Raw genomic sequence first — 11,939 nt, 5'->3', positions numbered from 1 at the left:
GGGGGGGGGGGTGGGGGGGGGGGGGGTGGGGGGCCGGGGGGGGGGGGGGGGGGGGCGGGGCGGCCGCGGCGGGGGGGGGGGGGGGGGGGGGGGGGGGGGGCCCGCCGCCCCCCCCCCCCCCCCCGACGGTGCGGACCCCCGCGGCGACGATCGCCTCGGCCGCCTCGGCGGTCAGGCTGGGATGGGCGAGGTAGGCGTCGGTGCCCCAGTGCCGGACCCAGCCGGTGGCCAGCAGCAGCACCGAGCCCTCGCCGCAGCGTGCCAGCGCGGGCGCCAGCAGCTCCGGCGTGACCGCCGTCCGGGGCTCCAGCCCGCGCAGGTCGGCCACCACGGCCGGTCCGGTGAACCGCTCCAGCGGCAGACCGTCCAGCGTGGGCCAGGTGACGTCCACGTGGTACGGCGCGTCCACGTGCGTGCCGGACTGCGAGCCGAGGTGCAGGGCCAGCACGTTCACCCCGGCGGTCGCGGTGGTGAGGGCGGGCTCCAGCAGGACGGCCGGATCACCGGGGTAGACCGGCATCGCGGTGGTCACCTGATGGGTGAGGTCGACGAGGGTCGCTGCCATGCGCCCCATCCTCCCAGGGGTTGCCCGCTCCCGGACCCGTTCCAGCCCGCCACCCTGTCCCACCCCGTACCCCGGCCCCGCCCCGGCCACCCTGCTCCGACGCCTGCCACCCCTGTCCCGCCCGGACGTCCCGGACACCCCAGCCGCCCCGGACGCCCCGCCCGCACGAGCCTCGGCCGGGACGCAGGGTGAAGGCGGGATAGAAATGCCCCATGGGAAATGCGAAGCGTCAGCCGTGGGTGGTCGGGGTCTCGGGAGCGTCGGGGACGCCGTACGCGGCCTCGGTGATCCGGGCGCTGCTCGCGGCCGGTGAGGCGGTGGACCTGATCGTCAGCCGGGCGGCCCGGCTCACCATCCTGGACGAGACCGGCATCTCCTTCCGGGACGCCCACTGGCGCACCGACCTCGCCGCCTGGCTGGGGACGGACCAGGGCCTGGACGGCGTCCGCTACTGGCCCGCCGGCGACTTCGCGGCCGGCCCGTCCAGCGGCTCCTACCCCGCCAAGGGCATGCTGGTGGTGCCGGCGACCACGGGTGCGGTGGCCGGGATCGCGCTCGGCCTGAGCAAGGACCTGCTGCAGCGGGCCGCCAGTGTCACCCTGAAGGAGCGCAGGCCACTCGTCGTCTGCGTGCGCGAGACACCACTCAACGGGGTGACGTTGAAGCACTTGGTGGAGCTCGACGCGCAGGGCGCGATCGTCCTGCCCGCTTCGCCCGGTTTCTACGCCGGCGGCTCCACCGTGCGCGAACTCGTGGATTTCGTGGCCGGGCGCGTCCTGGACGCCGTCGGCGTGCCGCATTCCCTCTACCTGCGCTGGGAAGGGGAGTTGGGGGCGGCGGCCCGCCCGGCAGGCGGCGGCGGGGCCGCTCCGGCTGAGGGGGAGTAAGGAGAGCGAGGGCAGGAGAGTATGTTCTCTGCGATATCCGGGTCGGTCAGCGCACGTCGCCTTTGAATCCGGATAATGATCTGTGGGTCTGGTGAGGTTCGGAAGGACGCGGACGGTATATGGACACGGTGGACAGACAGCTCATCCAGGCGCTCCGGGAGAACGGCCGTGCCTCCTACGCCGAGTTGGGCCGGCTGGTCGGGCTCTCCGGCCCGAGCGTCACGGACCGGATCAACCGCCTGGAGCAGGCCGGGGTGATCACCGGCTACCGGGCGACGGTCAACCCGGCCTCGCTCGGCTTCGGCGTCACGGCCCTGATCGGCCTTCAGCTCACCGACGCGGCCGACCACGAGGACGTCGCGTTCCGGCTGAAGGACCTCAACGAGGTCGAGGACTGCTGGTTCATCGCCGGCGACGACTCCTACATGCTCAAGGTCAGGGTGGCCGACGTGGCCGGCCTGGAGTCGGTGGTCAAGCGGATCTCGGGCACGAAAGGCGTGGCCCGCACCCGTACCACCGTCGTACTCTCCACCAAGTGGGAAAACCGGGTGAGTGAGCTTCCTCCCGTAGGAGAGTGACGTACATGGCACTGGTCGGTCTGGAGGAGCTGCGCGCCGCCCGGCAGCGGATCGCGGGGGTGGCCGTGCGCACCCCGCTGGTCCCCGCCCCTTGGGCGGCCGAGGGGGAGCGGCGGCTCTGGCTCAAGCCCGAGAACCTCCAGCCGACCGGCGCCTTCAAGACCCGTGGCGCCTACAACCGGCTGGCCGCGCTCACCGCGGAGGAGCGCTCGCGCGGTGTGGTCGCCCAGTCCAGCGGCAACCACGCCCAGGCGGTGGCGTACGCGGCCGGGCTGCTCGGCATCAAGGCCGTGATCGTGATGCCGGACACCTCGCCCGCGGTGAAGGTGGAGGCCACCCGCTCGTTCGGCGCCGAGGTGATCGTGGTGCCGCCCGGTGAGCGGGACACCCTGCCCGGCGAGCTGGCCGAGCGGCACGGCTACGTCTGGGTGCCCCCGTACGACGACCCGTTCATCATCGCGGGGCAGGGCACGGTCGGCCTGGAGATCGCCGAGGACGCCCCGGCGGAGCTGGACACCGTCCTGGTGCCGGTCAGCGGCGGCGGGCTGATCAGCGGGACGGCGGCCGCCCTCAAGCTCACCCGCCCCGGCATCCGGGTGATCGGCGTGGAACCCGAACTGGCCGCCGACGCGCAGGCCAGCCTGCGGTCCGGGCGCCGGGTGGAGTGGCCGGTCGCCGACACCTACCGGACCGTCGCGGACGGGCTGCGCACCCCCGCGGTCGGCGTGCTCCCCTTCGAGCACCTCACCGCCTACGTGGACGACATCGTCACCGTCACCGAGGGCGAGATCCGCGCCACCGTCGCCCTGCTGGCCCGCCGCGGCCGGCTCGTCGCCGAGCCCTCCGGGGCGGTCGCCCCGGCCGCGTACTTCCACCGCGCCGCCGAGACCGGCGGCCAGACGGTCGCCGCCGTGATCAGCGGCGGCAACATCGAACCCGCACTGCTCGCGGAGCTGCTGTCGGCATAGGCGTAGGCTCGTTCCGGCAAGGAATCGAATGTCGGAGGAGGCGGGTCACCGCATGGACGCAGGGCTCAAGCGCGAGCTGGAGGCGAAGGTCTACGCGGGTGAGCGACTGACCCGCGAGGACGGGATCGCGCTCTACGAGAGCGACGACCTGGCCTGGCTGGGCGGGCTGGCCCACCACGTGCGGACGAAGAAGAACGGCGACGTCGTCCACTTCAACGTCAACCGCCACCTCAACATGACCAACGTGTGCAGCGCGTCCTGCGCGTACTGCTCGTTCCAGCGCAAGCCGGGCGAGAAGGACGCCTACACGATGCGCATCGAGGAGGCCGTCCGCCTCGCCAAGGCGATGGAGAGCGAGTCCCTCACCGAGCTGCACATCGTGAACGGGCTGCACCCGACCCTGCCCTGGCGCTACTACCCGCGCTCGCTTCGGGAGCTGAAGGCGGCCCTGCCGAACGTCTCGCTGAAGGCCTTCACCGCCACCGAGATCCACTGGTTCGAGAAGATCAGCGGCCTGTCCGCCGACGAGATCCTCGACGAGCTGATCGACGCCGGCCTGGAGTCCCTGACCGGTGGCGGCGCGGAGATCTTCGACTGGGAGGTCCGCCAGCACATCGTCGACCACGACACCCACTGGGAGGACTGGTCGCGGATCCACCGCCTCGCGCACGCCAAGGGCCTCAAGACGCCCTGCACCATGCTGTACGGCCACATCGAGGAACCCCGCCACCGGGTGGACCACGTGCTGCGGCTGCGCGAGCTGCAGGACGAGACCGGCGGCTTCCAGGTCTTCATCCCGCTGCGCTACCAGCACGACTTCCACGACTCCAAGGACGGCGTCGTGCGCAACAAGCTGATGGCCCGCACCGAGATGGCCACCGGCGCCGAGGCGCTGAAGACCTTCGCGGTCTCCCGGCTGCTCTTCGACAACGTGCCGCACGTCAAGGTCTTCTGGGTGATGCACGGCGTGACCACCGCGCAGCTGGCCCTCAGCCACGGCGCGGACGACATGGACGGCTCGGTGGTCGAGTACAAGATCACCCACGACGCGGACAACTTCGGCACGCCGAACAAGCTGGGCCGCGAGGACCTGCTCGGCCTGATCCGCGACGCCGGCTTCCGCCCGGTGGAGCGCAACACCCGCTACGAGGTCATCCGCGAGTACGAGGGACCGGACCTGACGCGCCGCGAGACCCCGCAGGCGATGCGCCTCTGACCTGCGGACCCACCGCCGCCCGGACCGCACCCGCGGTCCGGGCGGCGGCGTCTTCACGGGCCCCGCACCCGGCCCGGGTTTACCAACCGGTACGGCGTTTGGCAGGATCGACGGCATGTCCGGTTCTCATCGCGCCACCGAGTACCCGCCGTACGAGCCGATGCGGGAGCCGGTGTACGGCGGAGTGCCGCAGCAGTCGCAGGACACGCCGCACAGCGCGTACGAGCCGTACGGGCAGCCCCTGCGGCACGACGGCCACGGCGAGTACCGGCAGGCCCCGCAGGCCGCTGACGGGTACTCCGCGGCCTACGACGAGCCGTTCAGGCCGTACGCCGCCGAGCCGGAGACGGTGTACCAGGAGCAGTTCCACGGGCAGCAGCCGGAGTACGGGCAGGCGCTCTACGAGCAGCCGACGTACCGGCAGGCGACGTACGACGAGCCGACGTACGACCAGCCGACGTACGAGCAGGCGTACTACGGGCAGACGGACTACGGGCAGTCGGAGGACGGGCAGGCGCTCCACGAGCAGCCGCCGTACGAGCAGCCGGTTCACGAGCAGCCGGTCCACGGGGAGCCGGTCCACGGGGAGTCGGCACCCCTCGCGTCCGTCACCCCCGCCGCGGCTCCCGCGCCCGGCGGCCGGGCCGCCGCCCGGGGCCGGAGGCGCAAGGCCAAGCAGAAACGTCACGGCAAGGCCGTGATGGCCGGTACCGCCCTGCTGGTCGCGGCCGCCGCCGGCTGGTACACCGTCGGCCAGGACGACGCCAAGCCCGGCATCGCGGCCGCCGACGGTCCGGGCCCCGAGGGCGTCAGCAAGCCCGACCAGCCCGCGCCCGCCCCCGCCGCCGTCCAGGCCGCCGCCGACCGGCAGTCCGCGCCCCCGGCCGCCGGCCGCGGCGAGGCCCGCCCGGACGCCTCCCTGGCCGCGATACCCGGCCTCGGCGCCGCCTTCACCGCGAAGATCCCCGCCGAGACCACCCAGGTCGTGGTCGCCTCCGGCGCCGACAAGAACACCGACAAGAACACCGTCGTCCTCTGGACCCGGACCCCCGAGGGCCGCTGGCTGGCCGGCGAGACCTGGAACGGCCACAACGGCAAGAACGGCTGGACCGCCGACCACAACGAGGGCGACCTGCGCAGCCCGATCGGCGTCTTCTCGCTCACCGACGCGGGCGGTCACAACGCCGACCCGGGCAGCAAGCTCCCGTACGACAAGGACGCGAACTTCGTCGTCTCCGGCACCGGCTTCTTCGGCGACCAGCTGGCCGGCTCCTTCGACTACGTGGTCGCGATCAACTACAACCGGGTGCCCGGCACCTCCCCGCTCGACCCGCGCCGCCCGATGGGCGCCAAGAAGGGCGGCGGGATCTGGCTCCACGTGGACCACGACGGCCCCACCCACGGCTGCGTGTCGATCCCCGAGGACAAGATGGCCGAGCTCATCCGCACCCTGGATCCGGCCGCCCACCCGGTCATCGTCATGGGCGACGCGGCCACCCTGGCCGCCTGACCTCGGCGTACGGGTGACGGGCGGCTTGTCGATCTCCTACAGATCGCCGGTGCGGATCCTGTAGCCGGTCGTGCCCGGCTGACCAACCGGTAACCGGGTTCCATGGCAGTATGAGCGGTTCACGCATTGTGGCACTCGGCCACTACCAGCCCCCCAAGGTCCTCACCAACGACGACCTGGCGGCGCTCGTCGACACCGACGACCAGTGGATCCGCACCCGGGTCGGCATCCGCACGCGGCACATCGCCGAGGGCGAGACCCTCGTCGACCTCGCCACCGAGGCAGCGCAGAAGGCGCTCGCCCACAGCGGTCGGACGGCCGACGACATCGACCTGGTCGTGGTCGCCACCTGCACGGCGATCGAACGCAGCCCCCACACCGCCGCCGCCGTGGCCGCCCGGCTGGGCGTGCGCTCGCCCGCCGCGTACGACATCAACACGGTCTGCTCGGGCTTCTCCTACGCGCTCGCCACCGCCGACCACGCGATCCGGGCCGGAGCGGCCCGCCGCGCGCTGGTGATCGGCGCCGAGCGGATGTCCGACACCCTCGACTGGACCGACCGCTCCACCTGCGTGATCTTCGGCGACGGGGCGGGCGCCGCCGTGGTCGAGGCCCAGGAGGAGGGCGCCGAACCCGGCATCGGGCCCGTGGTGTGGGGCACCGAACCGGAGAAGAGCGACGCCGTGGTGATCACGGGATGGGACCCGGTGATCAGCCAGCAGGGCCAGTCGGTGTTCCGCTGGGCCACCACCCAGCTCGCCCCGCTGGCCCGGCAGGCCTGCGAGCGGGCCGGGATCGACCCCTCCGAGCTCAAGGGCTTCATCCCGCACCAGGCGAACCTGCGGATCATCGACGCGATCGCCGCCAAGCTGGGCCTCGGTGACGCCGTGGTGGCCCGGGACGTGGTTGACTCCGGCAACACCTCGGCCGCCTCCATCCCGCTCGCCTTCTCCAAGCTGGTCGAACACGGCGAGCTCTCCCCGGGCGACCCGGTGCTGCTCTTCGGCTTCGGCGGCGGTCTCGCCTACGCCGGCCAGGTCGTCCGCTGCCCGTGACCCGCCCCGGCCGCGACCGCCCGGACCGCGACCGCAGCTGAGGGGCCCGACCGCCGCTGACGGCCGGACCGTCGCCGGTCCGCCCTCCCACCGCCCTGACCCGGGCGCGGACCGGCCCTGACACCGCACATGCCGGTGGGCGGGCACCCTGTGTGAGGGGTGCCCGCCCACCGGCATGTCTGGCGCGCGTGCGGTACGTCGGCGGACCTCCCCCGAGGACACGGCCGCCGTCCGTCGTTCCCCGGACAGGAGGCCGGGGCTGCGCGCGGAGCGGATGGTGGATCGAACGGATGGTCCTACTTGGGCGCCTTCTTGCCGGTGACGCCCAGGTACACCAGGGGAGCGAGGTTGGGCTTGAGGTCCTTGACCTTGACGCCCCAGGAGGTGAAGGCCTTCTGGTGCTCCGCCGCCGAGGCGAGCAGGGAGACCAGGGCCCCCGAGACGGCGTTCGGATCGAGCGCCTTGTCGGCCTGACCCTTCGCCTGGAGATCCTTGACAGCTTCCGCGAGTGGTTTGGCGACCGCGTTGAGGACCGTCATGCGGATCTTGAAGAACCGCTTGTCCCCTTCCGCGGCACCGAGCGTGACCACTCGGAGAATGGCGTCGTTCTTGCGCCAGAAGGCGAGGAATCCGTCGACCAGTTCTTCCGAAGTGGTCGGTCCGGACTTCCCTGCCCAGGACTTTCCGGCCACCAGCTCTTTGAGGGTGTCGGCGTCCTTGGCCATTTCCTCGGCGATTTCGAGGACTGCGCCCTCGACATCCGGGAAGTACTGGTAGAAGGTCGCGGGGGAGGTACCCGCCATACGGGCGACGTCGATGACCTTGACGTCCCGATAGGGCGACGTGCTGAGCATCTCGCGGAGGCAGTCGAGCAGCTTCTGCCGCGTCTCCTGTCCGCGTCGCCCGGCGACGCGACCGTCGACGGTGCGAACTTGTCCTGTCATGCCGTCAGCTTACCGTGGCACGATCTTGGCGCGATTCGGCGATGCGACTATTACTCCGCGCGGGGGTTGCTATACGGCCCGAACCGCTTCGGACGGATATTCACCGGCCTCCGGGGCGCTGTTGTGGCCCCCCCGTGTGCTTTTGACCCCATAGCGTGACGGCGAGTCCGCTGAGGGATGATCGGATGACAGAGCGTGACCATTACTCCGGCCCGGAAATGGACGGTCCGGGGGCGCGAGCGCAAGCCCGGGACGGAGCGGGCGTCAGAATCCGGCCGTTCCGTCCTCGGTGACCGGGCGGAGCCGGCGGCGGGCGGACCCCGGCCCGGCGGGCCGCTCCGGGCGGGGGAGGTTGGAGATGCGCCGGGCGGCATTGGAGAATCGGGACCGGCACCACGCGGCGGGTGCGGAAACGGGGAGGTGGCAGCGGAGTGGACCAGCTGACGGCGCACGATCCGAGGCGGATCGGGCCCTTCGAGGTGCTGGGGCGACTCGGCGCGGGTGGGATGGGGCTGGTCTACCTGGCGCGCTCCGCGTCCGGACGCCGGGTGGCCATCAAGACCGTCCGGGGGGAGCTGGCCGAGGACGAGCTGTTCCGGGTCCGCTTCGCGCGCGAGATCGCGGCCGCCAAGACGGTCGGCGGCTTCTACACCGCGGCCGTGGTGGACGCCGACGCGGACGCCCGGGTGCCCTGGCTGGCCACCGCCTACATCCCGGCGCCCTCGCTGGAGGACCTGGTCGAGGAGTGCGGGCCGCTGCCGGTGGACGCCACCCGCTGGCTGGTCGCGGGCATCGCCGAGGCGCTGCAGTCCATCCACGGCGCCGGGCTGATCCACCGCGACCTCAAGCCCTCCAACGTCCTGGTGGTCGAGGACGGCCCGAAGGTGATCGACTTCGGCATCGCGTCCGGGGTCTCCAGCACCCGGCTCACCATGACCAACGTCGCGGTCGGCACCCCCGCCTACATGTCCCCCGAGCAGGCCCGGGACAGCCGGACCGTCCGGGGCGCCAGCGACGTCTTCTCGCTCGGCTCGCTGATGGTCTTCTGCGCCACCGGGCACCCGCCGTACCGCGGCTCCAACCCGGTCGAGACGGTCTTCCAGCTGCTGCGCGAGGAACCGGACCTGACCGGCATGCCGCGCGAGCTGATGGACCTGGTCCGCGCCTGCATGCAGCAGGCGCCCGAGCGCCGGCCGACCCCCGCGCAGATCCAGGCCGAGCTGGCCCCGCACCTGTTCTCCCGGGACGACGCCTCCGGCGAGGCGGGGGACTGGCTGCCCGCCAACGCGCTGGAACTGATCGAGCGCAGGCGCGGCCGTCGCCCGAGCGCGCCGCCGCCCCGCCCGTACGCCGCTCCGGTCGAGCCGCAGCCGCAGCCGCCGCAGGCCCCGGCCCCGCACGCGGCGATCCCGCACCCCTCGATCCCGCCGCAGCCGCCCGGGCTGGGCGATCCGCAGCCCCGTCCGGGCGGGGTGCAGGCGCCGCCGGCCGGTCCGGTGCACAGTCCACCGCGTCCCGGCCACGCCCCGGACGGCGAGATCCCGACCGCGAAGATCGCCTCCACGAACAAGCACCGGGCACCCACCGGCGGCGGCGCCGTCGAGGTCCAGCTGTCCGGTGCCTCGGTGCGGATAGGCCCCGGGCCGCGGGCCGAGCACGAGCAGCCCGGCCCGACCACCGCCCCGGCCGAGACCGACTGGGTCCGCCGGACGGCGGCGGCCCCGGCCCCGCCGGCCCACCCGGCCCCGGCCGCCCGCTGGCGCCCCTGGCGGTTCCGGATGTCCAACGACGTCTGGGGCACCCCGGTCGTCGCCGACGGCACGCTCTTCGTCTCCAGCTTCGAGGTGCACGCGCTGGACATCGCCTCCGGCGAGCGCCGCTACAAGACCCGGGACGTCGCCTGGGCGCTCGCGGTGGACGCCGGCCGGGTGCACGCCGCCGACGGCCCGCACCTGTACACCGTGGACGTCGCCGACGGCACCGAGCGCTGGCGCACCTCGCTGGACGGCTGGGTCTACTCGCTCTCCGCCACCGACGGCGTGCTCTGCTGCGGCGTCCGGGGCGGCGGCGTCCAGCTGCGCGCGGCCGCCAACGGTGCCGAACTGTGGCGCGCGGACGACGCCCAGCAGGACTACGAGAACCCGCAGTCCGGTCCGGTCCTGGTGGCGGGCGCCGCCTACTACTACGGCGCCGGGCGGCTGCGCTGCGTGGACCCGCGCGGTGCGGGGCTGCGCTGGTCGTTCCCGGTCGGCGAGGAGGTGCCCTCGCACCCGGTCGAGCGCGGCGGCGTGCTGTACCTGACGGCCGGCACCCGGGTGTACGCGCTGGACGCGGCGACCGGGGCCGAGCGCTGGCGCTTCGAGGCGCCGGTGGTGCTGTTCACCCCGCCGTCGCTGGACGCCGACGCGGTCTACGTGGCCGACTACCTCGGCACGGTCTACGCGCTGGACGCGGCCACCGGCCTGGACCGCTGGCGCGGCGTCACGGGCAGCCGCCAGGGCGCCGAGCCGGTGGTGGTCGGGGACGGCATGGTGCTGGTGGGCAGCGGCGAGGTGCTGTACGCCTTCGAGGCGGCGGGCGGCCGGGAGCGCTGGCGCTACACCGCGCGCGGTGAGATCGTCGGCTCCCCGGCGGTGGCCGACGGCCTGGTGCACCTGGGCAGCCGGGACCACTCGCTGCACACCCTGGACCTGGCGACCGGTCAGCTGCGCTGGGAGCTCGGCACCAAGGGCGAGCTCACCGGCTCCCCGGTGGCGGTCGGCGGACGGGTCTTCGTCGGGTCCAAGGACCGTTGCGTGTACGCGCTGGACGCCTACTACGGCACGGCGGTGCCCGCCCGCTGAGCGGGGCGGCCACCGCCGTACCGGTGGTCGTCCGGGCCGACGTCCGGGCCCAGGCCCAGACCGAGGCCCGGGCCCGGGCCGAGACTCAGGCCGAGGCCCGGGCCCAGACCCGGGCCCGGTTCCAGCCCGGGCCCAGACCCCGGCCCGGTTCCAGCCCGGGATCAGGCCTGGGTCCTGCGGGCCTCGGGGTGGCGGCTGCACCAGCCCTCCCACGCGGAGGAGACCATGTCCGCCACGTCGTGGACGGCGCTCCAGCCCAGCTCGCGCCGGATCAGGTCGGCGGAGGCCACCACCCGGGCCGGGTCGCCGGGGCGGCGCGGCGCCGTCTCGGGGGTGGTGTCGTACCCGGTGACCTTGCCGATCACCTCGATCATCTCCTTGACGCTGACGCCCTCGCCGCGGCCGATGTTGAGCACCAGCGAGGTCTCGCCGGCCGGGTCGGCGGCCAGCCGCTTGGCGGCCGCCACGTGGGCCGAGGCGATGTCGGAGACGTGGATGAAGTCCCGGACGCAGGTGCCGTCCGGGGTCTGGTAGTCGTCGCCGAAGACCAGCGGCGCCCGGCCGGCGGTGAGCCGCTCGAACACCATCGGGATCAGGTTGAACACCCCGGCGTCGGAGAGCTCGGGCGAGGCGGCGCCGGCCACGTTGAAGTAGCGCAGCGCCACGGTGGACATCCCGTGGGCCTTGCCCGCGGCGGCGACCAGCCACTCGCCGGCCAGCTTGGTCTCGCCGTACGGGCTCATCGGGGCGCAGGGGGTGGACTCGGTGACCAGGTCCACGTCCGGCATGCCGTAGACGGCGGCGGAGGAGGAGAACAGGAAGCGCTTGACGCCGCCCTCGGCCGCGGCCTCCAGGACCGTCTGCAGGCCGATCACGTTCTCGCGGTAGTAGAGGAACGGCTGCTCGACCGACTCACCGACCTGCTTCTTGGCGGCGAAGTGCAGGATGCCCTCGATGCCGTGCTCGCGGATCGCGGCGTCCAGGACGGCGCGGTCCAGGGTGGAGCCCTCGATCAGCGGGACGCCGGCCGGCACCCGGGAGGCGTCGCCGGTGCTGAGGTCGTCCAGGACGGCGACGCGCTCGCCGGCGTCGAGCAGCTGACGGACGACGTGCCCGCCGATGTATCCGGCTCCGCCGGTGATCAACCAAGTCATGCGGCAATCCTAGGCGTTCGCATTCGGTCGACCTTCTCGGGCGAGTCCAGCCAGCAATCAGGACAAATCGGTGAAATGCTGACAAAGATTTCCGTGCTCTCATGCCCGCGCTTTCGGCGTGGTGACGAATCGGAGGCAGCCAGGTGAGCCGCAAGAAGGAACACAACCGCCCGCTGCCGGCCGGTCCGAGGCCGACCGGGCCCAAGGCGGCTCACCGGC

At 73.1% G+C, this 11,939-nt stretch carries 9 protein-coding genes and 1 pseudogene; 7 read left to right on the top strand and 3 right to left on the bottom strand.

Going from position 1 to position 11,939, the window contains the following annotated elements; translation table 11 throughout:
* Positions 1-133 precede the first annotated feature (133 nt).
* A pseudogene (locus ACGF07_RS27250) lies at positions 134-565 on the bottom strand (cyclase family protein); the annotation flags it as partial.
* 212 nt (positions 566-777) lie between these two features.
* On the opposite strand from ACGF07_RS27250, the gene ACGF07_RS27245 reads away from it, so the two are divergent.
* From ACGF07_RS27245 to ACGF07_RS27220, 6 genes are all read left to right on the top strand, one after another.
* On the top strand, positions 778-1,452 hold the full coding sequence (locus ACGF07_RS27245) for a UbiX family flavin prenyltransferase (RefSeq protein WP_392902852.1): 675 nt from the start codon (positions 778-780) through the stop codon (positions 1,450-1,452).
* Between the two features lie 119 nt (positions 1,453-1,571).
* The gene (locus ACGF07_RS27240; protein ID WP_030055719.1) at positions 1,572-2,030 is read left to right on the top strand and encodes an Lrp/AsnC family transcriptional regulator; all 459 of its coding nucleotides are present in this window, start codon (positions 1,572-1,574) and stop codon (positions 2,028-2,030) included.
* A gap of 5 nt (positions 2,031-2,035) precedes the next feature.
* Positions 2,036-2,998, top strand: coding sequence for a threonine/serine dehydratase (locus ACGF07_RS27235; protein WP_392902849.1), 963 nt, complete (start codon positions 2,036-2,038; stop codon positions 2,996-2,998).
* Positions 2,999-3,050: 52 nt separating this feature from the next.
* Positions 3,051-4,214, top strand: a complete 1,164-nt coding sequence (gene mqnE / locus ACGF07_RS27230; RefSeq protein ID WP_350749873.1) for an aminofutalosine synthase MqnE — start codon at positions 3,051-3,053, stop codon at positions 4,212-4,214.
* Positions 4,215-4,329: 115 nt separating this feature from the next.
* The gene (locus ACGF07_RS27225; protein WP_392902846.1) at positions 4,330-5,724 is read left to right on the top strand and encodes a L,D-transpeptidase family protein; all 1,395 of its coding nucleotides are present in this window, start codon (positions 4,330-4,332) and stop codon (positions 5,722-5,724) included.
* A gap of 110 nt (positions 5,725-5,834) precedes the next feature.
* Entirely contained in the window at positions 5,835-6,779 is a 945-nt protein-coding gene (locus ACGF07_RS27220) for a beta-ketoacyl-ACP synthase III (RefSeq protein WP_392902843.1), read from the top strand.
* A 296-nt stretch (positions 6,780-7,075) separates the two neighbouring features.
* Here ACGF07_RS27220 and ACGF07_RS27215 read toward each other — a convergent pair whose 3' ends face one another.
* Positions 7,076-7,723 (bottom strand): TetR family transcriptional regulator, encoded by a 648-nt coding sequence (locus ACGF07_RS27215; protein ID WP_350748046.1) that lies wholly within the window; start codon positions 7,721-7,723, stop codon positions 7,076-7,078.
* Positions 7,724-8,154: 431 nt separating this feature from the next.
* On the opposite strand from ACGF07_RS27215, the gene ACGF07_RS27210 reads away from it, so the two are divergent.
* Entirely contained in the window at positions 8,155-10,566 is a 2,412-nt protein-coding gene (locus tag ACGF07_RS27210; protein WP_392902840.1) for a PQQ-binding-like beta-propeller repeat protein, read from the top strand.
* Positions 10,567-10,727: 161 nt separating this feature from the next.
* On the opposite strand, the gene galE is transcribed toward ACGF07_RS27210, so the two are convergent.
* Complete coding sequence (gene galE / locus ACGF07_RS27205) at positions 10,728-11,720, bottom strand: UDP-glucose 4-epimerase GalE (protein WP_350748051.1); 993 nt, start codon at positions 11,718-11,720, stop codon at positions 10,728-10,730.
* Positions 11,721-11,939: the final 219 nt, after the last annotated feature.

The sequence above is a fragment of the Kitasatospora sp. NPDC048194 genome, from assembly GCF_043202455.1.
In the GTDB taxonomy this organism is placed as follows: domain Bacteria; phylum Actinomycetota; class Actinomycetes; order Streptomycetales; family Streptomycetaceae; genus Kitasatospora.
The sequence above is the reverse complement of the archived record's forward strand: the minus strand, read 5'-3'. Positions and strand labels throughout refer to the sequence as shown.

What these genes read in the sequence shown, in the direction of transcription:
- ACGF07_RS27245 (WP_392902852.1), top strand. Translation starts at nt 778, where the DNA reads ATGGGAAATGCGAAGCGTCAGCCGTGGGTGGTCGGGGTCTCGGGAGCG.
- ACGF07_RS27240 (WP_030055719.1), top strand. Translation starts at nt 1,572, where the DNA reads ATGGACACGGTGGACAGACAGCTCATCCAGGCGCTCCGGGAGAACGGC.
- ACGF07_RS27235 (WP_392902849.1), top strand. Translation starts at nt 2,036, where the DNA reads ATGGCACTGGTCGGTCTGGAGGAGCTGCGCGCCGCCCGGCAGCGGATC.
- mqnE (WP_350749873.1), top strand. Translation starts at nt 3,051, where the DNA reads ATGGACGCAGGGCTCAAGCGCGAGCTGGAGGCGAAGGTCTACGCGGGT.
- ACGF07_RS27225 (WP_392902846.1), top strand. Translation starts at nt 4,330, where the DNA reads ATGTCCGGTTCTCATCGCGCCACCGAGTACCCGCCGTACGAGCCGATG.
- ACGF07_RS27220 (WP_392902843.1), top strand. Translation starts at nt 5,835, where the DNA reads ATGAGCGGTTCACGCATTGTGGCACTCGGCCACTACCAGCCCCCCAAG.
- ACGF07_RS27215 (WP_350748046.1), bottom strand. Translation starts at nt 7,723, where the DNA reads ATGACAGGACAAGTTCGCACCGTCGACGGTCGCGTCGCCGGGCGACGC.
- galE (WP_350748051.1), bottom strand. Translation starts at nt 11,720, where the DNA reads ATGACTTGGTTGATCACCGGCGGAGCCGGATACATCGGCGGGCACGTC.